The following is a 25,166-nucleotide window of genomic DNA, read 5'->3' on the forward strand; positions in this document are numbered from 1 at the left end:
AATAATAGTATAAAAACTCCATTTGATTCGGAAGACTTCTTCCTCAAATGAAGTTTTCTTTTTAGATTCCATAACCCATGCTGAACTGGATTTTAGCAGCTCCGTTCTGGAAGCTGATTTTATTAATGCTGTATTGACTCTGCGGCAGAGCGAGAAGGAAACTATCTCCCTCCGTCGTGATAGATGAATTAGAGGCCTGCATTTGTTGCTTCAGCATTCCTGTCACCCAAGATTTAGGGATGGGAAGAGAGCCCAACTTGGCACTATCAATTGTGATGTGCAAGACATTATCTCTCACCGTCACATCCACCTCTAGGTCCAGCTTACTGTCAATAAAGAGCAGTTTGACTGGATACTGGATGCGTAGCTTATTGCCTTCAATACTGTAAACACTGTTCAGCAACTCCTGATTCTCAGAGTCAGCCAGAGAAGACTTGAGCACCTGATTAAGCTGGACGCTATTGAGAGAAACCTCCGTGCTGACTCCCTGAGCCGTTACATTGGCATTACTCAAAGCTGGCTCAATAATACTCATCCAGGAAGCACTGCCTTGGACATTTTTTAATTGTTCACTTTGATTAACAGATGCAGGAACCAGAAATAGCACCGCTGCAAGCAACAGCACCAAAGCAATTCCCACTACTCTTTTTACCATTTTCATGTTTGTATTCCTTTAATTTGAGAAAATCCCTTTAGCTAAAAACACAGAAAGGATTTATCTTATTTTACACTATTTTTGCATAATTTTCTGTAACAAACATATTAAAAAGCTAACAATCTTGTGAGAAAAGGCTGGGACAGATAATCCCAGCCTCTCAATCACATAGCGCTAGTTTTACAAGGCTCATCATAGATAGCCTATCCTTACTTAATCACTTCCTGAGTCTTAGCATAGTTGGCTTCGACTGCTTCTTTTTCAGATTTCCACCAGTCTTGGTTATCCGTGTACCACTTGATCGTCTCTTTGAGACCAGCTTCAAAGTTGGTGAACTCTGGCTTCCAACCTAGTTCATCGCGGAGCTTGCTGGCATCAATGGCATAGCGAAGGTCATGGCCAGCACGGTCTGTCACATGGTCATAAGCGTCAGCTGGCTGTCCCATTTCCTTGAGAATCAGCTCCAGCACTTCCTTATTATTCTTCTCACCATCAGCACCAATCAAGTAAGTTTCACCGATTTGTCCCTTTGTCAGAATCGTCCAAACGCCTGATGAATGGTCATTGGTATGAATCCAGTCACGGACATTCTTGCCTTCACCATAGAGTTTTGGCTTGATACCACTCAAGATATTGGTGATCTGGCGCGGAATGAACTTCTCAATGTGCTGGTAAGGACCATAGTTGTTTGAACAGTTAGAAATCGTCGCTTTCACGCCAAATGAGCGCACCCAAGCTTTAACAATCAAGTCTGAAGCTGCCTTGGTTGATGAATAAGGCGAGCTTGGATTGTACTTGGTTTCAGCCGTAAATTTCTCACCTGGACCTTCTCCATGACCTGGCAAGTCTTCACGCAGAGGGAGATCTCCATAGACTTCGTCAGTCGATACATGGTGGAAACGAATGTCGTACTTACGAGCTGCTTCCAAAAGTGTGTAAGTTCCGATAAAATTGGTGTGGATAAATGGACTCGGGTCATTGAGTGAGTTGTCATTGTGGCTTTCTGCCGCATAGTGAACGATAGCATCAGCTTCGGAAGCCAGCTTATCTACCAAGGCTGCATCAGCAATATCTCCAACAACCAACTCAACGCGGTCGCCTAAAATTTCTTCAATATTAGCCCGATTACCCGCGTAAGTCAGCTTGTCCAGCACTGTCACATGGACATCTGGAAAGTTATTGTAAACATAGTGGACAAAGTTAGAACCGATAAAACCAGCTCCACCTGTCACGATAATTTTTTTGTATTCAGTCATTGATTTATTTTTTCTCCATAATAAAACAAAATATCGAATTATTTGTTTCGTAAAAAATAGTAATTTTGAAATTATATAAAGGGCTAAGAAAATAAACAAAAAGAGGAGAACCATCATCAGAATGAAGCCTAATGGTCCTAGAGAAATAAGAAAATAGAATATAATCAGCAAGAAATAGATAATATATTCAAACACTTGTTCTATTCACTCTTCTTACAAATCTTCTTTTCTTAGAGGTTTGACATCCTTAAGCAATGGATGGTTCTTGTCTGCTTCTGAGACTTCTGCTGCTTCTAAGTTTTCCCACTGGATGCCTAAAGCTGGGTCTGCATAGTTGACAAAGGCATACTTAGGTTTGAGTTCCAAAGCCCAATAGTCATTCACCAGATAGCTATAGGAAACAATATCGGAAAGGACTTGGAAGCCGTTGGCTACGCCACGCGGGACAAAAATCCCCTTGCTAGCATCAATTACTGTCTGGTAGGTATTACCAAAGGTCTCACCCTCACGCAGGTCTACCCAAGTTCCCAGCACCTTACCGTCATCTGCAACAGAGATGTACTTGTCCCATGGTTCAGCATGAAGACCACGCAGGACATTTTTGCGAGAAAAGCTGACATTATTCTGCAGTTTTCCTTCTACAAAGAAGCTTTCAGGGAAGCCTAGCGGCAGCATTTTTTCCTTTTGGAAATTCTCCTTAAACCAGCCTCGATTGTCCCCACGAACAGGGATATCAAATTCCAGCATTCCAGGAATTCCAGGAACCTCACGCGCTGCTAATTCCTTATCAAAAAATTGTTCCGTCATCTTCTTATTCTTCTCCAATCAAGCGCAAAAGATAGTGACCATATTCATTCTTTTTCAATGGTTGCGCCAATTCATGCACTTGCTCTTTAGTGATATAGCGCATACGGTAGGCAATTTCTTCCAGATTTGCCACCTGAACGTTCTGCATCCGCTGAACTGTTTCGATATATTGAGCTGCCTCTAAGAGACTTTCGTGGGTACCTGTATCCAACCAGGCAAAACCACGTCCCATAAGCTCAACAGACAAATCGCCACGATCCAAGTATGCCTTGTTGACATCTGTGATTTCCAGTTCTCCGCGAGGACTCGGTTTGATGTTCTTGGCAATTTCGACGACATCATTATCGTAGAAGTACAGTCCTGTTACTGCATAGTTAGAGCGCGGTTGTTCTGGTTTTTCTTCGATGGAGATAGCATTCATATTCTCATCAAATTCTACAACACCAAAACGTTCTGGGTCCTTGACATGATAGCCAAAAACAGTTGCTCCTTTTTCCTTAGCAGCAGCATTTTGGAGCATTTTACTCAGACCTGGTCCATGGTAAATATTATCCCCAAGAATCAGCGCCACGCGGTCATCTCCAATGAAATCAGCCCCAATGATAAAGGCTTGTGCAAGTCCGTCCGGACTTGGCTGCTCTGCATAAGAGAGCTTGATACCAAACTCAGAGCCATCTCCCAGCAGATCCTCAAAACGAGACAAATCCGTCGGAGTGGAGATAATCAAGATGTCCTTGATACCAGCCAGCATAAGAGTTGACAGTGGATAATAAATCATGGGTTTGTCATAAACCGGCATGAGCTGTTTTGACGCAGCGCGGGTCAATGGATACAAACGTGTACCAGAACCACCTGCAAGAATAATACCTTTCATATGAGTTTCCTCTCTTAATGTATTCTCCTTATTCTACCATTTTTGAAAGCGGATGTCATCCTTTTCATTACCCTTAAATAAAAGAAAAAGAGCGGAAATTCCGCTTTCTTCCGCTCTTTGATTCTAAATTGACATCATCCCAAAGCTACATCCAAAACCATCATGAGAACAAAGCCCACCATGAGACCTAAAGTCGCCACATCAGTATTGCCATTGGTCTGCGAATCTGGTATCAGCTCCTCTACCACCACGAAAATCATCGCCCCTGCTGCAAAGGAGAGGGCATAGGGCAGAATAGCCGTCATGGCCATAACAGCAACTGCCCCCAGAACAGCCCCGATTGGCTCTACAATCGCAGACATGGAACCCCAGTAAAAGGCTTTAAGCCGAGACTTGCCGTCCGTCCTAATCGGAATGGACAAAGCTGCTCCTTCTGGGACGTTTTGCAGGCCAATTCCCAAAGCTAGACCAATCGCGCCGACAAAGGCTTCTGGACTAGGATTGGCGGCCAAAGCACCAAAGGCTACTTCGACTGCCAAACCTTCTGGAAAATTGTGAATGGTAATGGCTAAAAAGAGCAGGGCAGTCTTGGAGAGCTTCTTTCGGCTATGCTCAGGAACACTCTCAGCCTCCGAAATGTCTTTGCTTAAGTGTAAGTGAGGCACCACCGCATCAATCAACCGCAGGAAAAAACCTCCCACTAAAAAGCCAATCGCTGCAGGAAGCCAAGACAGCTTGCCATAAGAAACTTCCGCATACTCAATCGACGGTGCCAAAAGCGACCAAAAGGAAGCCGCAATCATGACGCCTGCCGCAAAGCCCATCATAATATCCAGCAACTTGCGACTGACTTGTTTAAAGAAAAATACAACAGCCGAGCCTACAATGGTACATCCCCATGTAAAAAGCCCAGCCAAGAATGCCTGCATAACCACAGGCTGCGATCGTAACCAATCCATAACTTCTCCTTATTCTCTAAAATCAATCATACAAAATCATCTTGGTTTCCCCTATACAGTGTTTTTCCTCATTCCAGTAATGAATCCGCTCGAAAGAGCCTTTCCGCCAGTAGAGAGGCAAACGTTCACGTATGTCGTCCTGCATATCTATTTGGCCAAGTTCGGAAATCTTCCACCATTTGGGCTCCCCTTCATGATCGTTTCCCCTGACTTGCCCCTCAAAGGCAGTACAAAGAAAATCGTAATACACATAGCGTTCTTTTCTTCTAGGATTAGTGAAGCCTGAAATCCCCTTCAATTCCAAGTTTAGAGCAGTCAACCCTGTTTCTTCTTTTAATTCGCGCCTTGCAGCTTCGAAGAAAGATTCTGGAAACTCCACCTTCCCGCCTGGTTGTATCCACCCTTTAAAGTTATCATGCTGGCGATTAAGCAGTAAAATTTCATCATCTTTTTTCACACAAACATTGACCCAATTCAAAATAGTTTCTGTCATATCAAACCTTCTTCACATACCGCTCGATAGGATAGTCAGCTGGATTCAGCAGCCCCGCTTCTCCTAAAACCATCTGAGCCAATTGGCGTCCGATGAGCGGGCCAGTTGTCAAACCAGAAGAGCCTAGACCGCTGGCTGCGTAGACATGCGGCAAGTCTGGAACAGCTCCAAAGAAAGGAGCAAAGTCGCTGGTATAAGCTCGTGTTCCCACGCGTTCGCCTAGAATCTCTGCTTTAGACAGCCTCGGCAAATAAGTTTCCGCTTCTTGCTGCAACTGATTCAATACCGTCTTATCAACTGTCAAATCAAATCCCTGATCATTTTCATGACTGGCACCAACACTGACCTTGCCCGCCAGAAAGGGAATGATATCCAGCTCGCCCTCAGGCATAACAACTGGGTAGTCATCCGTCTTTTCAGCCAGCTTAAAATCACGTAGCTGTCCCTTTTGCGGCCGAACATCTGTCTCATAGCCCAGTGGCTGCAAGATTTCTCCCAGCCAAGCCCCCACAGCTAAGATGACACAGTCAAAGCTGCGTCCGTCCACAAGAAGTTGCTCTCCTTCTACTGTCAATCTTACCTTTTTCTCAACCAATTCTGCCTTGCTGGCTTTCAGAAGCGTCTCCGTCAAGAGCGCTCCCTCCACACGGGCACCGCCGGAAGCATAGAGAAGTCGCTCAAAGCCTTGCAAGTCTGGAAAATTCTCCTGCGCTTCCTGACGACTGAGAAGACTCAAGTCCCCTATTAAGGGCGACTCTTCCCGACGATTAGCAGCCAAATCATAAAGCTCCTGCAGCTTAGTCTCGTCCTTTTTCAGCAGATAAACACCTGTCTGTTGGTAAAAGTCTGTCTGGATTCCAGCATCTTTCAGTTCCGCAATCAAGTCCTGATAAAAATCAGCGCCCAAACGCGCCATCCTATACCAAGCCTTGTTGCGACGCTTGGAAAACCAAGGACTGATAATGCCAGCGGCTGCCTTGGTTGCCTGCCCCTTGCCATCATCAAAGACAGTTAATTCCACACCTGGAGATTTGGACAGATAGTAAGCCGCTGTTGATCCGACAATCCCAGATCCAATCACTGCTACTTTTTTCATGTCGCTCCCTCTCAAATATGTCGGAAAGGATTGGTAGAAGACTGACTAGCCAGAATCTCAATCTCCCATCCCTCTTCTGCCTTCCAAGCATCAAGCTTTTCTTTCAATTTTTCCGTAAAAAGAACCTCGATATGATGTCCAGGATCCAGCGCCAAAAGCCCCTCTGTCAGCATTTCCTGAGCAGTGTGATAGTAAATATCACCTGTTATGTAGACTTGCGCTTTCTTTGCGATAGCCTCTGGATAAAAGGACTGACCGCTACCGCCACAAATAGCCACACGCTCAATCACGCGTTCGAGATCTGCTTCTTCATAAGCGACCAGACGCAAACTATCTAGTCCAAAAGTTTCCTTGACCTTAGCCGCAAAGTCCCCAAAGGTCTGAGGAGAAATCTTCCCCACGCGGCCAATACCATGTTCTGGGCTTGTCTGACTGAGAAAACTTGTCTCCTCAATATCCAATAGCTGGCAGAACCAGTCGTTGAGCCCGTCCTCCACAACATCAATATTGGTATGGCTGACATAGACAGTAACATCATGCTTGATGAGGTCTAAAATCATTTGATTTTGCGCCTTATCCGCCACTAGGTCCTTAAGCGGGCGAAAGATAGGCGCATGTTTAACGATAATCAGCCCAGCACCTGCCTCAATAGCCTCCGCCACCGTCTGCTCCCGAATATCCAGCGCCACTAGAACCTTGTCCACTTCCTTATCCAAAGTCCCGATTTGCAAGCCTGAAATGTCGCCCTCCATGGACAGTTCTTGCGGGCAGTAGGCTTCATAACGGGCGATGATTTCACTTGCTAGCATGGAGCACCTCCTCGATACTTTCGATTTTTTGGGACATAGCAGAGCGTTCCAGCTCATTCTTTTCTGGGATATGGGCCAGAGCTCCTTCAAGTTTCTTCAATTCTTTCTGCCATCTTAGCTGAAAAACAGGCGATTGCTGCTCTAGCAGAAAAGGACCAAAACGCTTTTCTTGCTCTGTTAAAGTTTGCTGGCCAGCTTCTGCTACCAGGATTTCGTAAAACTTACCAGCCTCTTCTAAGATATCCTCAGCCAGCAAACGAAAACCGTTAGATACCAGCCAGCTGCGAAGCTCATCCTCTCGGTTATTGGGCTGCAGAACCAAGCGGGAAATAGCTCCAAGCTTAGCTCTGCCATTTTCCAAAATCTCTGAAATCAATCGACCACCCATGCCAGCGATAACGATGGTATCAATCAGATCTTCAGCTTCAAAAGCCGCCAGACCATTGGCCAAACGAACTTCAATCTGCTCTGTCAGCCCGTGATCTGCCACATTTTTCTGGGCAGACTGAAAAGGCCCCTCTACCACTTCACCGGCCAGAGCCTTCTCAATCCGTCCCTGCTGAATCAGGTAAATAGGCAGATAGGCATGATCGCTCCCAACATCCAGCAACTTTGCCCCCTCCGGCACAAAAGCAGCTACTCGCTCCAAGCGTTGGGAAATAGTCTTTTTTTGCATTGCTTACTCTTTTCTAAACATTCTTCTATTCAGTATATCATTTTTAAGGGTATAAAAAAAGCAGCGGAGACAAAATCAACCTGTTGATAAACTGATTTTGTCTCGCCACTTGATGATGGGTGTTCTACCCATCACTTTTTTATTTGATTTCCTGATACTCGGCAGCTAAACCGCGCTGGACTGCTGGACGAGCCGCAATCTTCTCCACCCAAGCAGATAGGTGCTTGTAGGAGGTGGCATCCAAGAACTCAGCTGCGCCTGGGTAAAGCTTATCCTGCACCAACTGACCATACCAAGACCAGATAGCAATATCAGCAATACTGTAGTCATCTCCAGCGATATAAGCTTTCTTGGCTAATTCTTTGTCCAACAAATCCAGCTGTCGCTTGGCTTCCATTGTAAAGCGGTTGATAGGGTATTCTAGTTTTTCTGGTGCATAGTGAAAGAAATGACCAAATCCGCCCCCCAAGAAAGGAGCCGCTCCTGTCTGCCAGAAGAGCCAGTTGAGCACCTCAGTCCGACCAGCCAAATCTGACGGAATAAGCTTTTCAAACTTCTCTGCCAGATAAAGCAGGATATTCGCCGACTCAAAGACAGGAATCGGCTTATCAGCTGACTGATCCAACAAGGCCGGAATCTTAGAGTTGGGATTGATTTTCACAAAATCTGAGCCAAATTGGTCGCCGTCCATGATGCTGATCTTATAGAGGTCATAGGCAGCCTCTGTCACACCTGCTGCAAGTAGTTCCTCTAGCATAATCGTCACCTTGACCCCATTAGGAGTCCCAAGTGAATAAAGCTGAAAAGGCTCTTTACCGACAGGAAGCTTCTGCTCAAAGCGCGCGCCAGCAGTAGGCTGATTGATACCTGAAAATTTTCCTTGTTCGCTATCCGCAGCAGACCAGACTTTTGGCAATTGATAGGTCATACTTTTCTCCTTTTTTATAAAACCAAGGGCCTGTCGTATCTAACAGGCCACTGTAAATCTAATAAAGTCAGTCCTTCCATAAATTCATGGCATTGAGGAAATCATCTGAAACTGTCACATTTTGAGGATTAGCTGCTTCACGTTCTTCCCGCTTGGCTTCTACCTGAGCAAGTGTGGTGATACCTTCTTTACGCCAATTGCGCAAGATAGCCTGAATATACTTCCAGTTGGCCTTGCCATTAAACACAGCCTCACGAAGGGCAGCCTTGACCAAGTCAGGATTGGTTTTGTCGTCTTGAACAGTCTTGGTCAAGTCCTCAATTTCAAAGGGTGTCAGGAGACGGCCCAACTCCTGCTGAAAGGTCTCAACCAAATCTTTCAAGACATTCTGAGGTGCCTTTGCCACAGTCTGATGACCACTTTTGGCTGCCAGCAGTTCATCCAGCTTTTCCAAAGCCGGTGAAGCATCAAAGATAACCTCTGTCTCTCCATTCAGCTCAATGGTCTTATACTGCAAGAGACCTTTCTCCGTCAAATGGGACATAGAGCGATTGACTTCTGACAGGGTCTTGCCAATATGCTCCGCAATCTGACTAGGCGCCAGCTCTTCCAAGGAAGTCGTATTTTGCAAATAGAAAAACTGCCAGACCAAAAAATCATCGCTGGAATCAAAGATGTCCTTAAAATGTAAAAGAAGAGCACTCGGGATTACAAGATTACCCGATTTAAAAGCTGATAAATAAGTCATGTCACCTCTTATAGATAAGCAAAAAACGATACATCATTTTCAGGACTCTCCCAGTCGAAAGGTGTCTCCTGATAGACAGCATAATTGACCCAATTGCTGAAAAAGAGTGCCGCGGCCGAACTCCAACGCAAGGCCGGTGTCGCATGGACATCATCGTTTTTGAAATAATTCTCTGGAATATGTGGATTCTTTCCTGCCTTCAAATCGCGGAAATACTCCTTGGATAGAGTATCACGGTCGTATTCCATGTGACCGAAGCTATACACCTCTCGCAAGTCCCGGCTAGCCAACACAGAGAGGCCAGTATCTTCACCATACGAGAGAATTTCCAGATTAGTCAGATTGACAATATCTTCCTTTAGAACTTCAGTATGACGGGAATGCGGCGCATAAAACTCATCGTCAAAGCCACGGAAAAGCAGGTTGCTGCTGTCAGCTGACTGGCTATAAACACCCGATAATTTGCGCGTCATCTGGTGCTTGACCACGCCGTAGCGAGCGTAAAGCCCAGCCTGAGCTCCCCAACAGATATGCAGAGTAGAAAAGACATGGGTCTTGGACCATTCAATCACTTGCTGGAACTCTTCCCAATAGTCCACCGCTTCAAAAGGCAGATGCTCTACCGGTGCACCAGTGATAATCAAGCCATCAAAATAGCGATTTTTAACCTCATCAAAAGTCTTATAAAAAGTCTCCATATGCTCTGCACGTGTCGTTTTAGACTGATGAGAGCTCATGTAGAGGAAGTCAATAGTCAACTGCAGCGGGGTATTAGCCAAATGGCGCAGTATCTGAGTTTCTGTCACCATTTTCTGGGGCATGAGATTGAGTACCAGAATATTCAGAGGGCGGATATCCTGATGGTCCGCCCTATCGTCATCCATGACAAAGATATTCTCAGAACTTAAAATGTCAACAGCTGGCAGTTTCTTATCAATCTTAATTGGCATGAAAATATCTCCTTCAATCGTTAGAAAGGCTTGGAAATACTTTTCCAGCCTATTCTTTGTTTATCCAATGTACTTTCATTATACTGAAAGGAGATATAGTTTTCAATTATACTTTTTCTCTAACTAGATATAGTTAGAAACTATGTATTAATAGTGCATCAGAACCTTGTAGTCGTAATCGCCGATAACTTCGCGACCCTTGAGCTCATCCAGCTCAATAAGGAAGGCACAGCCAGCTACTACACCACCAAGGCGCTCAATCATCTCAATCGTTGCCTTCACTGTTCCACCAGTCGCAAGAAGATCATCTACAATCAGAACGCGTTGACCTGGCTTGATAGCATCCGCATGCATAGTTAGGGTATCAACACCGTACTCTTTTTCATAGTCAGCTGAGATAACCTCACGAGGAAGCTTACCAGGCTTGCGGACTGGAGCAAAGCCGATTCCTAACTCAAAGGCAACTGGACAGCCCACGATAAAGCCACGAGCTTCCGGTCCAACGATCATGTCAATCTTCTTATCTGTCGCATATTGAACAATCTCACGAACAGCGTAACTGTAAGCATTTCCGTCTGCCATCAGCGGGCTGATATCACGGAATGTCACGCCTTCCTTTGGATAATTTTCGATTGTTGCAATGTAGTCTTTTAAATTCATGATATACTTTCTTTCAAAAAAATTTTTTACTCTCTATTATATCACTTTTTCCTCCAAATGGTAATAGAAAACTTACTTTTTAAGGGGATAGGTTATTTAATTTAAAAAAGTATGTTTCATTCATTTATAGACCATCACATTGAGGCCGGGATTGAGTTGGTTAATCTTTATAATCACTTCTTCTACTAGCTCCAAGAACGAAACTTACTTTTCCCTAACATGCTGAGCCATAGATCCAAGACACTCACTTTTTAACGATATTACCTACACAATTTTCAGTCTGATGCCATCAAATAATCATAAATCTCCTGCACGGTGCCCAGTGCCATGAGTTCTTGTTCCTTGACTAGGCGCTTGAGGTTTTGGTATATAAGACTGCTGTCAATTTCTTTCTTTTCTGCTTCCTTATTGACCGTCATGACGCCTTCTGTGATGCTAACAAAGCCCAGCTCTTCAAAAATCTGAATCATTTTGACCAAGAGAATAGGATCTATTTTCAGATAAGCTGCTAGGTCCTTGAGCTTATAGCGAACATCAAACTCGGGGAACTGATAGATTGTCTTATATAGTTTGGCAAACTGCTCACGGGTACCATAACCTGTCAGATAGTATGGCTTGGCAATCTCATTCTTAAAGTAAATCGCTTCGAAATCCTGAGATTGAAGAATCTTCTTCAAGACCTGTAAATCATCAGGCAGGTCATAAACCACAACTGCTCTGCTATTTGTCAAATCCGGCAATTCCTCTGTGAAACGCAAGACAGGAACCTTGTCAGGCAGCGTCGCATTTTTGCTACGAATATTGAAAAGCTGAACACCGTCCACTCGGGCATCTACCAGCATGAGCTGGAGACTGGTCTGTCCATTCCATTTATTGACAGAGAGGCTGACAGCTAGCTCCAGATTCTTGGTTTGGGCAAACTCAGTCACTAGGCCTCCTTGCCCAAAAGCTACCACTTCAAAAGATGCATCTTGCTGGGAAATTTTTAGCTTGAGATGGCTATTGCCAGCCCCCATAGTCCGAGCATTGTCCACTTTAAAGTCCTTGAGGTAAAAAAGCGGCTTCTTATTGTCCATACCAAAAGGTGCCAGTTTTTCAAAGCTTTTGAGTGTGTCCAGGGTCAGTTCTGGCAGATGCAGCTCCTCATCCAAATACAGAGCTGTTTTGCCAGTCAAATCCAAATCATTGTCTAAGATGTAGGCTGTCAGGATATCTGCAAGCTCCGCCAACTTATCTGCTTCAAGAGTCATTCCAGCTGCTCCAGCATGGCCACCAAAAGCTACAAAGAGATCACGATGACTGTCCAAGGCATCAAAAATATTGACCGCTTCAATACTGCGGGCGCTGCCCTTAGCGATGCCATCCTCGATATTAAGCACTATGACTGGCTGGTGCAACTCTTCCAGCAAGCGCCCAGCGACAATCCCTAGCACACCAGGGTTCCAACCTTCCTTAGCCAACACCTGCACCGGTCTCTTAGAGTCCAGCATGGTTTGTGCTTCTTCATAAATCTGCTGGACGATTTCCTTGCGCTCGTCATTTTTCTGGTTGATCATAAGAGCAATGTCACGAGCTTCTTCGTCATCAAAGCCAGTCAAAAACTCAACTGCTGGATTTGGATCATCCAGCCGTCCCAAGGCGTTGAGTCGAGGAGCAAGCTGGAAGCCAACCGTTTCTTCATCCAGTTCGTCTGGCTGAATGCCTGCAATTTTGAAGAGTTCCTGAAGACCCACCCGCTGGGTATTTTTGAGGACGGAAAGGCCATATTTAACCAAAATCCGATTTTCCCCCGTCAGACTGACCATATCAGCAATGGTACCAATGGCAACTAAGTCCAAAAGTTCGACTTGTACTTCTTCCAACAAGGCTGTTGCAAGCTTAAAAGCCACCCCACAGCCAGCCAAATGCTTGAAAGGATAATCCGCACCGCTATGTTCCGGATGGACGATCGCATAAGCATTTGGCAACTCCTCAGGCATGGAGTGGTGATCCGTCACGATGACATCCACACCCAGAGACTGGGCCAGCTCGATAGCTTCGAGGCCGGCCACTCCATTATCTACTGTAATAATGAGCGAGATGCCTTGATTTTCAATAAAATACTTGTAAACACTGCTATTAGGACCATAGCCGTCCGTAAAGCGATTGGGCAGATAGACCTGACACTCAGCCCCCAGCTGCTCCAAGGCTTCCTTGACAATAGATGCCGAGGTCATACCATCAGCATCGTAATCGCCATAGATCAAAATCTGTTCGTAATTCTCAATCGCTGAGCGAATGCGCTCCACTGCCCGCTCCATATCATGCAGATCATAAGGGTCGTGAAGCTGGTCTAAACTAGGCTCCAAAAATTCCTGTAAAGCCTCTTCAGTCTGAACACCTCTTTGGTAAAGAAGACTGGCAGCGGCAGGTTCCAATCCGGCTTTCTTGGCCTTTTTTAAAAATTTTTCGTCTGTAAAATTTGTGGCAAACTGCCAGTCGTATTTTGAGCTAATCATGATAAGTGAAACACTTTCTCCGTTCAATCTTGTCTGAATATTATAACATGAAAAGACTGGTTCAACCAGTCTCAAACTTTCTATCTGCGAGCAAGTTCCTAAGCCTCATTCATCCAGGTAAAGTCCCTTAGCAACACTTCTATCAATAACTTCCTGGGCTAATTCCCAAAGAGTTTCGGAGGTTTCTTGTATAAAGGATTTTTTCGCAACAACCTGCGACTTGGTCAGGCCATGAGGGTTATCATGAGGCTGAGCAACTTCCAAGTGATTGAGCAGGGGAACCAGAGCATCCAGCACTCGAGCATATTTAGCCTCTATGCTAATACCGGTCTCAAATTCCTGCCAAAGCTCTAAAAAGGAATCCTGCTGATCTGACGGCAACTTGCCCAAACTGATTTTCAAGGACTCAAACTCTCTATCGTAAGAATCGCTCTTGCCCACATCGTCAAAGATAAAGGTATCGCCAGCATATATTTCGCCCAAATCATGAATCAGTAACATAGACATGACCTTTTCCAGATTAACTTCTTCAGGGATATATTCTCGAAAGACTAGCGCCATGAGCGCTCCCTGCCAACTATGCTCTGCAGAATTCTCAAAACGATAGGCATCCAAGGTCCGATTGTTGCGATGAGTGGCTTTCAGCTTTTCCAGCTCATTGGTAAAAGCTAACTGCTGCTGTAGACGTTCAAGCATGTGGAACTCCTTTGAAATGTTTTATAGTTAATTCTATTCAAAATTGATAGTTGCTCTTAACGCTCTATATGATTTTCTTCAAAAACTAAACTTTCACTTCTTTTCTGTTTTTTTCCCTCGCCATCGAATTACCAATTCTGAAGTCAGGTGGGTCAGGATAATCGTCAGAAGGAAGGCCCAACGGCCATTTTCACACTTACTCAGCTGCTGGGATTTGAGCAGAAAGAAAGATAACTCAATAAAGATAGGATGGAGAAAGAAATAAAGGATACTTAGATCTTTTAAATGTCGCCAGTTTTTTTTACGCTTCCACTGAGTTTTTAACAGCCAATTGAATAAGAAGAGCGTAAAGGGAATGAGAGCAAAGAAAAAATTTTTATCCAGTCCCTGCCTGATGTAAACCAGAACTCCTTCACCTACTAGGAAAAGACTTGCCAACAGAAGAAACAGCCAGCGTTTTTTCTGAAATAAGGCTATCTACCCGTAATCAGCTAGAAAGTAGCCTAAATAGATAAAACCGGGCGTAGAGAAGAGGCCATTCCTGCTAGTGAAAAAGATCTTGGCATAGGCATCATACCAGTCAGTTAGCAGACTAGGCGCCAGATAGGCGTGATAAGACTCAATAGCACCTAAAGCATAGAGAAGTAGTAAAAGAACAAATGTTTTCTTGGTACCCAACCTCCTATACAAAAAAAGGACCAGCAGCAAACCTGAGAGTAAGGCGGGAATGTACCCCAGAGCTGGTAGCTCATTCCGATGTAGAAGAGCGCTGCTAGAATAGCCAGCGGAGCTAGGTAGAGAGGCAAGTGCAGAGATTGGAAGTAAGTCAAAGCATAGGGGAGATAGACCAAGCTCCAAAAGCCATAGACCTTTAAAATACCTTTAATATACAGAGTCAGTTTCACGTCTTGAGGCTCTTGCTTCCAGCGTACTCGGAAAAAATAGGCTGAAGAAATTAAAAAGAACGGCACTGCCATGCGACCAAACATACTCTTTTGAACAAAATGCAGGGTTTCATGTTCAAAAAGCCTCTGGCAATGGACCATAATCACTAAAACTGAAGCAATATATTGAAAAAGGCTGAGCAGGGCATAATTGACAGGTTGCTCTGGCTCTATGACTCCTCTCCTTTGCATCAAGCTTTCTCCTTACGAGGTTTGTTTAAGATGTAAATGAACACTTTTTCATTCAATTTAGGACTTGACTAGCCAAACATGCTGAAAGGCAGCGATGTCCCGATAAGGAGATTGGTTGCAGACAGCCAGCTCCATTTCAAGCATCTTTTCAGCCCAGTCAGGGGCAGTTTTGTAGTCATTGGATTGCAGCCCGTAAAAAATTCGTACTCCCTGATAATCCTCAACTTCTAATGAAAGACCTGAAATCACTTCTTTAATCTGATAGACCTTTGCAGCTCCCATGCTGTGGGTTTGATATTCCTGACCCGCCAAAAGCTGCTGGGCCTTTTCTGGGTCATTTTCAAAAACCACTGTATGCATAATGCGCCCAACCTCGTGATGCTTGACCAGAGAAATTTTGCCGTCCTTTTTTAAGAGACGGGAAAATTCTGCTAAATAAAGAGCAGGGTCAGATACATACTCTAAGACATTATGACAAACGATGACATCAAAAGATTGGTCTTGTAATGTTTGCAGAAGGTCCAAGCTGCCTTGCAATTGCTCATAGGAAAAGTCCTGCTTGCGCTCAGCAATCATTTCTGAACTAGGCTCGATTGCGGTCACTTGGTTCTTTTCCGCTAGAAAATCAGCCACAATTCCAAAACCGCTGCCGAAATCAAGAATTTTCTGGCCCTTCAGCGACTCTAGAAAGGCAAAAACAATATCATACTGAAGCTTGCCCCAAGGCGCCTGCAGATGAGCTTTGTAGGCTTGTAGATTAGCTGTCATAAAACCTCACTTGTAGTTAAACATATTGGCTGCCATCTTGTCGGCAATTCTTGGAAAAAGGGTATAAAGCTTGTGTGCAAGATTGAGAATCCTAGGTAGATTCATTTCCCGCTTCTTTTTGCCAAAGGAGCTGACGATTTTTCCTGCTACAAAGTCAGGTTCCAAGATATACTTATCGACTGCTTTTACATAGGAACCGTCAGGATCTGCTTGATCGAAAAAGGAAGTTTTGATAGGACCTGGGTTCACTGTCGTGACATAAATACCAAAAGGCAGGAGTTCCAAACGCAGAGCATTGGAAAAACCAATAGCTGCAAACTTAGTCGCCGAATACAGACTTGACTTGCTACTTGCAATGAGGCCGGCCATACTAACGATATTGACGATATGTCCTTGACCTGCCTGCTTCATGCGAGTTCCAAAGATCCGGGACAAATTCATCAGGGCAAAGGTATTGACTTCAAACATGGCCTCGATATCGCTTGAGCTGATTTTTTCAAATTCTTCAAAAATCCCATAGCCAGCGTTATTGACCAGGACATCCACGCGGCCGTACTGGCTGTCAATTCGCTCAGCAAATCTCTCCAAAGCTGAGCTGTCAGTGATATCTAGTTCTACTAGGTCAAGATTTTCCCTTTCTCCATATAGTTTTTCCAGCTTAGCCTTGCTCCGTCCGACCAAAATCAGTCGGTCATGAGGCAAGAGCTTAACCATTTCCTGAGCCAGCCCACCGCTAGCCCCTGTGATGATGATGGTTCTCATATCTCCACCTCTTCCAAGTCTTTGACCACATGGACCTTTTCAAAGACAGCGCTGGCATCGCGGCGCATTTGGCTGATGTCCTTAGCCAAAAAGCGGGCACTGATATGATTAAGGAGAAGGCGCTTAGCACCGGCTTCCTTGGCTACTTCTGCGGCTTGCATATTAGTAGAGTGACCGTGATTGCGGGCCAATTTTTCGTCTCCCTTGCCATAGGTCGCTTCATGGACCAACACATCTGCTGCCACAGCCAAGCGAACGCTGGCAGATGTCTTCCTAGTATCACCCAAAATAGCAATGGTTTTGCCCGGACGAGGAGCTGAGATATAGTCTGCTGCAATAATTTTGGTCCCATCTTCTAGGACGATATCCTGACCGTTTTTGACCTTGCCAAAGAGGGGACCAAAAGGTACGCCCGCTGCCCGTAGTTTGTCTGCATCCAGCGTTCCTTCCAAATCTTTCTGCATCACCCGATAACCCACACAGAAAATCGTGTGATCCAGCTTATCCGCATAAACAGTGAACTTGTCCGTTTCAAGAATCTTGCCCAGACTATTTTCATCAAACTCATGAAAATCAATCCGATAAGGCAGACGAGAACCAGACACGCGCAGGCTAGACAGGACAAAGTTTTTAATGCCTTTGGGACCATAAATCTCTAGGTCCGTCTGCTCTTCATTAGCCTGAAAAGAACGACTGGATAGAAAGCCCGGCAGACCAAAAATATGGTCGCCATGCAGATGCGTGATGAAAATCTTGCTGATTTTGCGCGGTTTAATCGTCGTCTCCAAAATCTGGTGCTGGGTACCTTCACCGCAGTCAAACATCCAGACTTCATTGATTTCCTCTAACAGCTTGAGGACGAGACTGGACACATTGCGAGCCTTTGATGGCTGACCGGCTCCGGTTCCTAAAAATTGTAATTGCATGTTTTTCTTTCTAAATGATATAAATCATGGCAGAGCGATTCTGCGAGTGGTAGTATTTTTTTCCAGCATAGGACTGAGCCAGCTGACTGACTTCATCTTGATTGTAGCCCAGAACTCTCTGGCTGCCATCCGCTAGCTGCTGCCAATCTGTCAAAGCAGTAAGTGCCTGACTATCCACGACTTGAGATTCAACTTTGAGAGGTACCATTTTTATTCTCCCTGCTTCTTCGTAGACCAAGTATTGTGGAAAGACTTGGGCGATTTCAAAGAGCAAGTCGTCTGTTACCGACTCTGGCTTTTCAGGAAAGACCAAGCCGACTTCCTCGCTCTCATAGCAAAATCCATAGGACTTGCCAGAAAGATTAAGCCGTACAAAAGGTTTATTTTCTACAAAGCTAGGCTCCTCATTCCACAAGTCCAGCGCCTGGCTAATCTCTAAAAAATAGGCTGTCGCGGCTTCCGGACTTTTCTTTTGATAAAGCTCAGCAAAGTAAGCATTGATAACACTGGGGGGCGGAGTGATAAAGCTCCGCTTCTGCTCCTCTGTCAGGCCAGCCAACACTTGCTCTAAGTAGACCCTGTCTAGGCTTGTAAAACCGCCGTATTTGAGGGCCAGGTCAATATAATCAGTCATAAAATTCTTCCAGTTTCCATTTGTTTTTCTCGGCAATCCAGCCTGAAACGACTTCGACATCGTCTATGTATTCTCGATTCCCCATAATCGCGACTTTCTCTAAATCATGAATCTTGTAGGCTTTAGCAGGCGCTACCTTGATTGTAAAAGGCAAAAATAACTCTTTCATCCGCTCCAGCAGGACTTGCTGCAAAAGAGCTCTGCTATTTTCCGCCTTAGCCGAAATCAAAGAATAAGGAGTCAAGGTCGGAGTAAAATCCTCAGCCTTGTCCGCTTTGTTATAGAGAGTCAGACGAGGAATATCCAGCATGTCCAGCTCTTTCATGATGTTCAGGACGGTCTTTTCATGTTCCTCATGATGAGGGTCGCTAGCGTCAATGACATGAACCAGCAAATCGACATTTTTACTCTCTTCCAGCGTGGATTTAAAGCTGGATACCAGCTCTGTCGGCAAATCCTGAATGAAGCCAACTGTGTCCGTCAGAGTAACATTGAGCTGGCCACTGAGGTTGATGTTCTTAGTCGTGGCGTCCAGCGTCGCAAAAAGCTCGTCTGCTTCATACTGGCTCTTACTGGTCAAACAGTTCATGATAGTAGACTTGCCAGCATTGGTATAACCGATGAGACCGATTTTGAAAATGCTGGATTCCAGCCGTTTTTCACGAACGGTAGCCCGATTTTTCTCGACAGCCTTGAGCTGGCGCTCAATATCATGAATCTGATTGCGGACACTGCGTCGATTGAGCTCCAGCTGGCTTTCACCAGGCCCGCGGGAGCCAATTCCACCTGCCTGACGGCTGAGCATAATACCCTGCCCAACCAAGCGAGGCAGGAGGTACTTGAGCTGGGCCAGATACACCTGCAACTTGCCCTCATGACTCCTAGCCCTCATGGCAAAAATATCCAAAATCAGCTGCATACGATCAATAACCTTGACACCCAAGCTTTCCTCCAGATTGACATTCTGGCGGGGCGTTAGGCGGTTATTAACAATGACAGTCGAAATCTCTTCGGCATCAACCATCTGCCGGATTTCTTCTAACTTACCAGAACCGACAAAGGTCTTGCTGTCATACTTTTCCCGCTTCTGGCTATAGGAACCGACTACCTCAGCCCCTGCGGTCTTAGCTAGACTTTGCAGTTCCTCCATGGATAGGTCAAAATTCTCCGTGTCTGCCAGCTCCACACCGACCAAAAAGACACGCTCTGTTTTTTTCTCTGTTTCTATCATCTCATATCCTTACTAAGACTTGGTCAGCCAGCTACTTGTCCAGAAAATTCTTGATGTCCTCCATGACCTGATTTTTATAGTCTGGATTTCCCACCTGATAGAAGGTCACGGACATCCGGTTGCGAAACCAAGTCAGCTGGCGCTTGGCAAAACGGCGAGTATTCTGCTTGAGCTTGTCCACGGCCTCTTCAAGGATCATCTGCCCTTCAAAGTAGGGGAAAAGTTCCTTGTAGCCGATACCCTTGCTGGCTTGACTGGTCGGAGCTTTCTCAAACAGCCAGCAAGCTTCTTCTAAAAGCCCGGCTTCTAGCATCAGATCTACTCGCTGATTGATTCGATCATAAAGTCGCTCTCGCTCATCATCTAGGCAAATCAGCAGGGCTTCATAGTCTGGTTGATTGTTTTCTAGTTGACCGCCCAGATGGGCAATCTCTAGCGCCCTCATAGCCCTGCGTCTATTTATCTGTGGAATCTCGATACCCAGCTCTGCTATTTTTTCAAACAAATCCTCATCTGACCAACTGTCCAGCTGCGCCCGATAGGCCAGAATCTCCTCGTGAGGGACGGTTCCGCCCAGATGGTAGCCCTCAAGCAAGCTCTGGATATAGAGCCCTGTGCCGCCGCAAATGATGGGCAGCTGACCTTGAGCCGCAATCTCGCGAATAGCCTGAGCCGCCTCAGTCACAAAATCATAGGCCGAGTAGCTTTCTCCAACCTCCCGCACATCCAGCAGATGATGGGGAATGCCCTCTTTCTCTTCAGGACGAATCTTGGCCGTGCCAATATCCAAGCCACGATAGACCTGCTGACTGTCACCACTGATGATTTGCCCATTGAAGCGCTTGGCTGCCTCAATACTCAGAGCTGTTTTTCCAACTGCCGTAGGCCCCACTATCACAATTATCTTGGTTTTCATCTTTTTTCCTTGAAAAAATTTTGATTTTTCGTTACTATTAATTATAACATAAATAATAAAAGTTCAGAAAAGGAGAAATCACATGGCTAAAGGATTTGGAAAAGGCGTTCTTACAGGAGTTGCAGCTACTGTTGCTGCTGTGGCAGGCGCAGTATATGCAGTCAAGAAAAAAGTCATCGAACCTGAAGAACAAAAAGCGGCTTTCATCGAAGAAAACCGTAAAAAAGCAGCTCGCAAACGTGTAGCACACTAAGCCTGCACATTTCACTAAAAAGCCTGGAAAAATCCAGGCTTTTTTCTTTTTTGAAAAAACAGCAGTCAAATCAACTGCTGCAAACAAAGCAATTAGACTTTAAAAGCTCTCTCTTTCTTGGGCGGTTGAATGCCCTGAGAGCTAAAGATATAATTGCTTAAGAGCAAAAATACTAATAACTCAAGCACAAAAAACAAATCGAAAGCAGGATTGGAAGACAGTGAAACGAAAGGAATCGCAAGACACACAAGTGTGACATAAAAGATTTTCAAGCGTTTGATATAAAGCCAGAAGAGGTCAAGGCTTTGCCTGCCGTTAATCTGCGACTTAGACTTACTTCCAGAGTACCAGATGATAAATACTTCCGCAAAAAAGAATAGACCTAGCAAAATGATCATTCTCCAAAAATGAACCTGCAGTAGAACTCCCGTTGCTAACAATAACAAAACACCCAAGCTCAGTGCTAGCACTGCTCGCCTAGTATTAGTCATAAAATCAACTCCTTTAAAAGATAAATTCAAAGAATTTCTTTTGCAGTTTTTTTCTTTTTATTCTCAAGTAATTCAAAAAATCAATTCCTATTTCTATGATGAGAACTAAAAAAAATAAGCGAAACAATTAAAAACGAGACAATTAAACCTACCGTAGTTTGGTTTAAAAACGGATAATTAAAAAAGAAATAATTATAGAGTGTTAATAATAGACCTCCTACCGTTAGCACAAAAGATATAAGCATAGAAATCTTAAAAAACAAATTTTTTCCATGTTAGTGACCTCTTTTTTCCTTGTATAATTGTCATAAGATAATCAAATTTATTTTTTCTAGAGAATAATGTAAAGTTAGAATGTTACTAATAACCTTAGCTAGGGTTCATTAAGTCTCATAGCTCTTTTATTATCACTCACTGAGTTCTATATAGGGAATACTATGCTCAATTAGTAACAGTAGTTTAGATTCTATCATCCATCATATCAAACTGCGACCTTACATTTATATCCATAATAAATACCGGCTACTTTTTCTTTGATTTTGATATCATACCTACAGTATAGCACATGTAAAGAATCTAAGCATAAAAATCATAAACAGTCTTTATTTTGTCGTAAATGGTTATTTTAATAAAATACAGCACCTGATAAAATCAAATGCTGTATTATTTCTGTATCTCTTAATAGTGCAAGTCTAGAACATTTTTAGTTCCGGCCTCATTTAATAAATATATTATTTTAATGCACTTATCCCTTAAATCTGATTTGACATAATAAAAGCAAAAAGTCATTTATCCTTTCTAAAATATAACAAAAAATTAGCTATCATAAGAAGCATAAAATAAGCAATAGCTACTATTTTAGAAAACTCCCATAAATGAACGGAAAATATAAATGCAAACACAGTCATTGTTAGCGCTATTAATTTATTATATTTCATACGAAAAATCCTTTTAAACTTGTATTCATGCCATGATTTTAACTGACAAAAGTTTTCTTTCCTATCAGTATCAAATCTCAGCAGCAAACGACACTGCCCCATAACCTAAGCAAGCATAGCCAAATCCGCCGCCTTCAACTGCAGCTAACATGTTTTCGTCCATCACATCAAATTGTGAAATTGTTTGTGTAGTCATTACATGACTCCTTTTGTGAAATGCGAGGGATTAAAGAAAATATCCCTTGGAGCTTTTCTTTAGTCCAAGTTTAAGTGAATATTTTTGTCCTGTTGCAACTCGACACCTAGAGTATAACACTTTCTTCCAGGTATGTGGGGCAAAATTCATAGATGGAAGCTATTTACTCCTGAATAGTCATTTTTAATCAAAAACAGCACTTGATAGAATCAAATGCTGTATGCAATTTTGTATTGTTATAATGTCTTTATTCAGCCATCCCAATAATATCAAGAGGTTATTGCTATTTTACAGTTATAAGTTTGAAATCTCAATCTAAAATAGACCAAAATATTAGCTAAAATGACAGATATAAAGTAAATAACAGCTATGATTTTAAAAAGGATTCATAAGTTGGAAGCAGAAGACAAAGTCAAATATAGTCATCTCGCTGGCGATTAATTATCTTTGTCATGTTTCATGACTCCTCAATGGCTCAATCGAACTAATATTATGATGGTATTTAAAAATATATGCAAGGCTAATGAACAGTAAACTGTTTTACTCATCCTAAATAGGAGAACATAGACCAAACCCATGCCAAAGTATGCTAAAAAATCCGTCCATACCCAGCTGTAAAGATGCAACGAAGAAAAAAAGGCTGCAGCTAAAAGGATATCCATACCGTATTTTTTGAACCTTTTCCAGCAATTCAGAGCAAATACACGAGTAATTATTTCCTCATTTATCGGTCCCCCAAGGCTCACGGAAAAAACCAGAAATGCTCTTGTAATTCCTTGAACTGAGGTAAGATTGTGATTCAGGCCTGCTTGATTATGAGTGACTGGAAAATTGTCACGAACATAACTAAGCCAGAAGTAAAGAAGGAGAAATCCTAAAACAGTTAATCCTATCAACTTAAGCTTAGGCCGTCCCAATCGAAACACAGACAACTGATCAAAATGCTTCAAATATAGAACACAGACTATTGCCAATAGGAGATTGACAAAAAACCATATTACCAAATTTGTCCCCTCATTAAAATGCAGCAGTCTTAGCAAAATCCGAGCAGCATTAAAATATAGAAAAACTAAAGCTGGAAGCAACCAATCAATCTTGCGAATTCTTTCAAACATATACCCCACCTCTTATTATAAATACTAATTGCCAAGCCAGCCGTTAATAAACCCTCCTATACTATCTCCAATATTTTTGAAGCTTTTTTGGATATCACGAAGCCAATCACCGCCTCCTATGATATTTTCCAAATGTTCTTGTGATATTTCTTCAAATTGTTGATCTTTCATTTTCTTTTTCCTTTCTATTTACAAATGAAATCGCTCGGTAAAACGGGCTGATGGTAGAGAGCTTTGCGCAACAGCCGCCCTGCAATTAATCCGTTACAGTAACTATTGCGATCCCCACCTTCAATAGCAGCAAGCATATTTTCGTCTATCACATCAAACTGTGACATTGTTTTTGTATACATAAGAATAGCTCCTATTATTTTTTCTTTTGTGTCGCGAACACACCAATACTATAGCACTTTTAAAGATTGATAGATACAAAAATCATAAATAGCTTTTATTTCGTCCTAAATAGTCATTTAAATAAAATACACTCTCTATTAAATAGAGAATGTATTTTATATCATTTATAAATCGGTCTTTTAGGAATTCTTGTAGAAAACGGATTCATTTCTTCTTAGATTCTATTTGTTTAGGAGATAAGCAAATATATGCCAAATCTTAATTGAAAAAGCAAGCACCATTTATTTAAGGCAAATCATTTTTGCTCATCACTTTGTAAAACATGACTTATGCTCCTTTTCTGCTTTTTAAATTAATTAGTGGAACTAAATTAAGCCTTTTTATCTTTTTGAGAAAAAGCCATAAGAGTTGCTGCTAGTGAAATAAAGCCTAGAAGTGCGAAGAATTCAGTTGTCTTTTCACCTGTCTGCGGCAATGTCCTTAACATTGATTGTTTCGCCACATCCTCCCTCTTTTGATTTTTAAAATCACTATCAATTAAAATAGGACATTGGCCACTCTTAACTTCTCTCTTGTCCTGCAGATCTGACTTAGAAAATCTTATTTGACTTTCATCGGAAGTTGACGTAGTCGCTTGATAAACAGCAGTAGGATCATTTTCACCACTTGTTACGTTCGATTGTTCCCTTGCTTTCTCTTGTTTATCTGTTGTACTGGTGTACAAGTGTTCATATAATTGTTGAGCTGTTGCTCCTCCTCCGGCCCAACCAGAAATAAGTTTTCCATTTTTTAGATACAGGACTGTAGGAGTTCCTGGGATTCCAACGGTTTCAAATAAAAATTTCTTTGCCTTGCCATCAAGGTCTTTTCCATCAATATCATAATATTCAAGATGATTATCAATTAATCGATTAAACTCTTTCAGCACGGGAGAAAACTGCCGACAATAATAGCAAGTTGGACGACCAACATAGATTGTATGCTCCTGACCATCTTCTGTAAAAGATTGGTACACTTGATCAATCGAAACTTTTTGAAAATCAGCTACATTTTCTAAATAACTGTCTTGAGTCACTTCTGCCTGAGTAGCCTCAGTATGTTCGGAGCGATCCGAATTCTGCTCTGTAGGCTGGCTTGCTTCTGCCCTCCCATTAGATTCAGGCACAGCATCTGATACAGTAGACAAAGCTATATCGGTACTTCTACTGACTTCTGCTTCTTCTTGACCACCTTGCACATCTATACTACCCGTATCAGCTGAAACCGATACAGCACCTAGGCCAAGCAAAAGCGGACAAAGCAATATCGAAATAACCATTTTATTTTTCATAATAAGCTCCT

28 protein-coding genes and 1 pseudogene are annotated in these 25,166 nt (G+C 43.2%); 1 reads left to right on the top strand and 28 read right to left on the bottom strand.

Annotated features, from left to right (window positions below; genetic code table 11):
- Positions 1–61 precede the first annotated feature (61 nt).
- From PCY71_RS02675 to miaA, 22 genes and pseudogenes are all read right to left on the bottom strand, one after another.
- Positions 62–661, bottom strand: a complete 600-nt coding sequence (locus tag PCY71_RS02675; RefSeq protein ID WP_002900125.1) for a hypothetical protein — start codon at positions 659–661, stop codon at positions 62–64.
- Positions 662–864: 203 nt separating this feature from the next.
- On the bottom strand, positions 865–1,911 hold the full coding sequence (rfbB, locus tag PCY71_RS02680) for a dTDP-glucose 4,6-dehydratase (RefSeq protein WP_002906330.1): 1,047 nt from the start codon (positions 1,909–1,911) through the stop codon (positions 865–867).
- 213 nt (positions 1,912–2,124) lie between these two features.
- Positions 2,125–2,718, bottom strand: a complete 594-nt coding sequence (locus PCY71_RS02685; RefSeq protein WP_032910392.1) for a dTDP-4-dehydrorhamnose 3,5-epimerase family protein — start codon at positions 2,716–2,718, stop codon at positions 2,125–2,127.
- Positions 2,719–2,722: 4 nt separating this feature from the next.
- Entirely contained in the window at positions 2,723–3,592 is an 870-nt protein-coding gene (gene rfbA, locus PCY71_RS02690; protein ID WP_048771865.1) for a glucose-1-phosphate thymidylyltransferase RfbA, read from the bottom strand.
- Between the two features lie 134 nt (positions 3,593–3,726).
- On the bottom strand, positions 3,727–4,551 hold the full coding sequence (tmpA, locus tag PCY71_RS02695; RefSeq protein ID WP_048771868.1) for a ZIP family manganese transporter TmpA: 825 nt from the start codon (positions 4,549–4,551) through the stop codon (positions 3,727–3,729).
- A gap of 22 nt (positions 4,552–4,573) precedes the next feature.
- A complete protein-coding gene (locus tag PCY71_RS02700) occupies positions 4,574–5,044 on the bottom strand; it encodes an 8-oxo-dGTP diphosphatase (RefSeq protein ID WP_048771871.1) in 471 nt (156 codons plus the stop codon).
- A 1-nt stretch (position 5,045) separates the two neighbouring features.
- Positions 5,046–6,140, bottom strand: coding sequence for an FAD-binding oxidoreductase (locus PCY71_RS02705; RefSeq protein WP_048771874.1), 1,095 nt, complete (start codon positions 6,138–6,140; stop codon positions 5,046–5,048).
- A gap of 11 nt (positions 6,141–6,151) precedes the next feature.
- Complete coding sequence (locus PCY71_RS02710; protein WP_048771878.1) at positions 6,152–6,949, bottom strand: Nif3-like dinuclear metal center hexameric protein; 798 nt, start codon at positions 6,947–6,949, stop codon at positions 6,152–6,154.
- Entirely contained in the window at positions 6,936–7,625 is a 690-nt protein-coding gene (locus PCY71_RS02715; protein ID WP_002912720.1) for a tRNA (adenine(22)-N(1))-methyltransferase TrmK, read from the bottom strand. Before PCY71_RS02715 ends, PCY71_RS02710 begins: the two co-directional genes overlap by 14 nt.
- A 139-nt stretch (positions 7,626–7,764) precedes the next feature.
- The gene (gene yghU / locus PCY71_RS02720; protein ID WP_002912721.1) at positions 7,765–8,553 is read right to left on the bottom strand and encodes a glutathione-dependent disulfide-bond oxidoreductase; all 789 of its coding nucleotides are present in this window, start codon (positions 8,551–8,553) and stop codon (positions 7,765–7,767) included.
- A 67-nt stretch (positions 8,554–8,620) separates the two neighbouring features.
- A complete protein-coding gene (locus tag PCY71_RS02725; RefSeq protein ID WP_002909462.1) occupies positions 8,621–9,301 on the bottom strand; it encodes a DnaD domain-containing protein in 681 nt (226 codons plus the stop codon).
- Positions 9,302–9,309: 8 nt separating this feature from the next.
- The gene (metA, locus tag PCY71_RS02730; RefSeq protein ID WP_002912723.1) at positions 9,310–10,251 is read right to left on the bottom strand and encodes a homoserine O-succinyltransferase; all 942 of its coding nucleotides are present in this window, start codon (positions 10,249–10,251) and stop codon (positions 9,310–9,312) included.
- Positions 10,252–10,398: 147 nt separating this feature from the next.
- Entirely contained in the window at positions 10,399–10,911 is a 513-nt protein-coding gene (locus PCY71_RS02735; RefSeq protein WP_002897341.1) for an adenine phosphoribosyltransferase, read from the bottom strand.
- A 275-nt stretch (positions 10,912–11,186) separates the two neighbouring features.
- Positions 11,187–13,409 carry a single-stranded-DNA-specific exonuclease RecJ gene (recJ, locus tag PCY71_RS02740; protein ID WP_301412427.1) on the bottom strand — a complete coding sequence of 741 codons (2,223 nt, stop codon included), beginning with the start codon at positions 13,407–13,409 and terminating at the stop codon, positions 11,187–11,189.
- Positions 13,410–13,514: 105 nt separating this feature from the next.
- A complete protein-coding gene (locus PCY71_RS02745) occupies positions 13,515–14,105 on the bottom strand; it encodes an HD domain-containing protein (protein ID WP_002909458.1) in 591 nt (196 codons plus the stop codon).
- 93 nt (positions 14,106–14,198) lie between these two features.
- Positions 14,199–15,241 (bottom strand): annotated as a pseudogene (locus tag PCY71_RS14950) (acyltransferase family protein).
- A 57-nt stretch (positions 15,242–15,298) separates the two neighbouring features.
- Positions 15,299–16,009 carry a class I SAM-dependent methyltransferase gene (locus tag PCY71_RS02755; protein ID WP_048771888.1) on the bottom strand — a complete coding sequence of 237 codons (711 nt, stop codon included), beginning with the start codon at positions 16,007–16,009 and terminating at the stop codon, positions 15,299–15,301.
- Positions 16,010–16,015: 6 nt separating this feature from the next.
- The gene (locus tag PCY71_RS02760) at positions 16,016–16,771 is read right to left on the bottom strand and encodes an SDR family oxidoreductase (RefSeq protein WP_301412428.1); all 756 of its coding nucleotides are present in this window, start codon (positions 16,769–16,771) and stop codon (positions 16,016–16,018) included.
- Positions 16,768–17,697 carry a ribonuclease Z gene (gene rnz / locus PCY71_RS02765; RefSeq protein ID WP_002897334.1) on the bottom strand — a complete coding sequence of 310 codons (930 nt, stop codon included), beginning with the start codon at positions 17,695–17,697 and terminating at the stop codon, positions 16,768–16,770. Before rnz ends, PCY71_RS02760 begins: the two co-directional genes overlap by 4 nt.
- A 10-nt stretch (positions 17,698–17,707) precedes the next feature.
- Positions 17,708–18,331, bottom strand: a complete 624-nt coding sequence (locus PCY71_RS02770; RefSeq protein WP_301412429.1) for a cystathionine beta-lyase — start codon at positions 18,329–18,331, stop codon at positions 17,708–17,710.
- Complete coding sequence (hflX, locus tag PCY71_RS02775; protein ID WP_301412430.1) at positions 18,324–19,562, bottom strand: GTPase HflX; 1,239 nt, start codon at positions 19,560–19,562, stop codon at positions 18,324–18,326. Before hflX ends, PCY71_RS02770 begins: the two co-directional genes overlap by 8 nt.
- A gap of 31 nt (positions 19,563–19,593) precedes the next feature.
- Complete coding sequence (miaA, locus tag PCY71_RS02780) at positions 19,594–20,478, bottom strand: tRNA (adenosine(37)-N6)-dimethylallyltransferase MiaA (protein ID WP_301412431.1); 885 nt, start codon at positions 20,476–20,478, stop codon at positions 19,594–19,596.
- 82 nt (positions 20,479–20,560) lie between these two features.
- Between miaA and PCY71_RS02785 the strand changes: the two genes are divergently transcribed.
- Positions 20,561–20,731 (top strand): DUF3042 family protein, encoded by a 171-nt coding sequence (locus PCY71_RS02785; protein WP_002895160.1) that lies wholly within the window; start codon positions 20,561–20,563, stop codon positions 20,729–20,731.
- Positions 20,732–20,823: 92 nt separating this feature from the next.
- Here PCY71_RS02785 and PCY71_RS02790 read toward each other — a convergent pair whose 3' ends face one another.
- The 6 genes from PCY71_RS02790 to PCY71_RS02815 form a co-directional block, all read right to left on the bottom strand.
- Entirely contained in the window at positions 20,824–21,222 is a 399-nt protein-coding gene (locus PCY71_RS02790) for a hypothetical protein (protein ID WP_301412432.1), read from the bottom strand.
- A gap of 1,008 nt (positions 21,223–22,230) precedes the next feature.
- Entirely contained in the window at positions 22,231–22,356 is a 126-nt protein-coding gene (locus tag PCY71_RS02795) for a bacteriocin (protein ID WP_125337027.1), read from the bottom strand.
- 467 nt (positions 22,357–22,823) lie between these two features.
- The gene (locus PCY71_RS02800; protein WP_125337024.1) at positions 22,824–23,471 is read right to left on the bottom strand and encodes a CPBP family intramembrane glutamic endopeptidase; all 648 of its coding nucleotides are present in this window, start codon (positions 23,469–23,471) and stop codon (positions 22,824–22,826) included.
- A 24-nt stretch (positions 23,472–23,495) separates the two neighbouring features.
- The gene (locus PCY71_RS02805) at positions 23,496–23,642 is read right to left on the bottom strand and encodes a ComC/BlpC family leader-containing pheromone/bacteriocin (protein ID WP_125337021.1); all 147 of its coding nucleotides are present in this window, start codon (positions 23,640–23,642) and stop codon (positions 23,496–23,498) included.
- Positions 23,643–23,656: 14 nt separating this feature from the next.
- Positions 23,657–23,824 carry a bacteriocin class II family protein gene (locus PCY71_RS02810; RefSeq protein WP_185757789.1) on the bottom strand — a complete coding sequence of 56 codons (168 nt, stop codon included), beginning with the start codon at positions 23,822–23,824 and terminating at the stop codon, positions 23,657–23,659.
- Positions 23,825–24,195: 371 nt separating this feature from the next.
- Positions 24,196–25,155, bottom strand: a complete 960-nt coding sequence (locus tag PCY71_RS02815; protein WP_125337017.1) for an LPXTG cell wall anchor domain-containing protein — start codon at positions 25,153–25,155, stop codon at positions 24,196–24,198.
- Between the last annotated feature and the right edge of the window lie 11 nt (positions 25,156–25,166).

The organism is Streptococcus sp. SN3, assembly GCF_030439905.1.

Bases quoted from the DNA above. Each gene is read 5' to 3' on its own strand.
- PCY71_RS02675 (WP_002900125.1), bottom strand. From the start codon at position 661: ATGAAAATGGTAAAAAGAGTAGTGGGAATTGCTTTGGTGCTGTTGCTT.
- rfbB (WP_002906330.1), bottom strand. From the start codon at position 1,911: ATGACTGAATACAAAAAAATTATCGTGACAGGTGGAGCTGGTTTTATC.
- PCY71_RS02685 (WP_032910392.1), bottom strand. From the start codon at position 2,718: ATGACGGAACAATTTTTTGATAAGGAATTAGCAGCGCGTGAGGTTCCT.
- rfbA (WP_048771865.1), bottom strand. From the start codon at position 3,592: ATGAAAGGTATTATTCTTGCAGGTGGTTCTGGTACACGTTTGTATCCA.
- tmpA (WP_048771868.1), bottom strand. From the start codon at position 4,551: ATGGATTGGTTACGATCGCAGCCTGTGGTTATGCAGGCATTCTTGGCT.
- PCY71_RS02700 (WP_048771871.1), bottom strand. From the start codon at position 5,044: ATGACAGAAACTATTTTGAATTGGGTCAATGTTTGTGTGAAAAAAGAT.
- PCY71_RS02705 (WP_048771874.1), bottom strand. From the start codon at position 6,140: ATGAAAAAAGTAGCAGTGATTGGATCTGGGATTGTCGGATCAACAGCG.
- PCY71_RS02710 (WP_048771878.1), bottom strand. From the start codon at position 6,949: ATGCTAGCAAGTGAAATCATCGCCCGTTATGAAGCCTACTGCCCGCAA.
- PCY71_RS02715 (WP_002912720.1), bottom strand. From the start codon at position 7,625: ATGCAAAAAAAGACTATTTCCCAACGCTTGGAGCGAGTAGCTGCTTTT.
- yghU (WP_002912721.1), bottom strand. From the start codon at position 8,553: ATGACCTATCAATTGCCAAAAGTCTGGTCTGCTGCGGATAGCGAACAA.
- PCY71_RS02725 (WP_002909462.1), bottom strand. From the start codon at position 9,301: ATGACTTATTTATCAGCTTTTAAATCGGGTAATCTTGTAATCCCGAGT.
- metA (WP_002912723.1), bottom strand. From the start codon at position 10,251: ATGCCAATTAAGATTGATAAGAAACTGCCAGCTGTTGACATTTTAAGT.
- PCY71_RS02735 (WP_002897341.1), bottom strand. From the start codon at position 10,911: ATGAATTTAAAAGACTACATTGCAACAATCGAAAATTATCCAAAGGAA.
- recJ (WP_301412427.1), bottom strand. From the start codon at position 13,409: ATGATTAGCTCAAAATACGACTGGCAGTTTGCCACAAATTTTACAGAC.
- PCY71_RS02745 (WP_002909458.1), bottom strand. From the start codon at position 14,105: ATGCTTGAACGTCTACAGCAGCAGTTAGCTTTTACCAATGAGCTGGAA.
- PCY71_RS02755 (WP_048771888.1), bottom strand. From the start codon at position 16,009: ATGACAGCTAATCTACAAGCCTACAAAGCTCATCTGCAGGCGCCTTGG.
- PCY71_RS02760 (WP_301412428.1), bottom strand. From the start codon at position 16,771: ATGAGAACCATCATCATCACAGGGGCTAGCGGTGGGCTGGCTCAGGAA.
- rnz (WP_002897334.1), bottom strand. From the start codon at position 17,697: ATGCAATTACAATTTTTAGGAACCGGAGCCGGTCAGCCATCAAAGGCT.
- PCY71_RS02770 (WP_301412429.1), bottom strand. From the start codon at position 18,331: ATGACTGATTATATTGACCTGGCCCTCAAATACGGCGGTTTTACAAGC.
- hflX (WP_301412430.1), bottom strand. From the start codon at position 19,562: ATGATAGAAACAGAGAAAAAAACAGAGCGTGTCTTTTTGGTCGGTGTG.
- miaA (WP_301412431.1), bottom strand. From the start codon at position 20,478: ATGAAAACCAAGATAATTGTGATAGTGGGGCCTACGGCAGTTGGAAAA.
- PCY71_RS02785 (WP_002895160.1), top strand. From the start codon at position 20,561: ATGGCTAAAGGATTTGGAAAAGGCGTTCTTACAGGAGTTGCAGCTACT.
- PCY71_RS02790 (WP_301412432.1), bottom strand. From the start codon at position 21,222: ATGACTAATACTAGGCGAGCAGTGCTAGCACTGAGCTTGGGTGTTTTG.
- PCY71_RS02795 (WP_125337027.1), bottom strand. From the start codon at position 22,356: ATGACTACACAAACAATTTCACAATTTGATGTGATGGACGAAAACATG.
- PCY71_RS02800 (WP_125337024.1), bottom strand. From the start codon at position 23,471: ATGTTTGAAAGAATTCGCAAGATTGATTGGTTGCTTCCAGCTTTAGTT.
- PCY71_RS02805 (WP_125337021.1), bottom strand. From the start codon at position 23,642: ATGAAAGATCAACAATTTGAAGAAATATCACAAGAACATTTGGAAAAT.
- PCY71_RS02810 (WP_185757789.1), bottom strand. From the start codon at position 23,824: ATGTATACAAAAACAATGTCACAGTTTGATGTGATAGACGAAAATATG.
- PCY71_RS02815 (WP_125337017.1), bottom strand. From the start codon at position 25,155: ATGAAAAATAAAATGGTTATTTCGATATTGCTTTGTCCGCTTTTGCTT.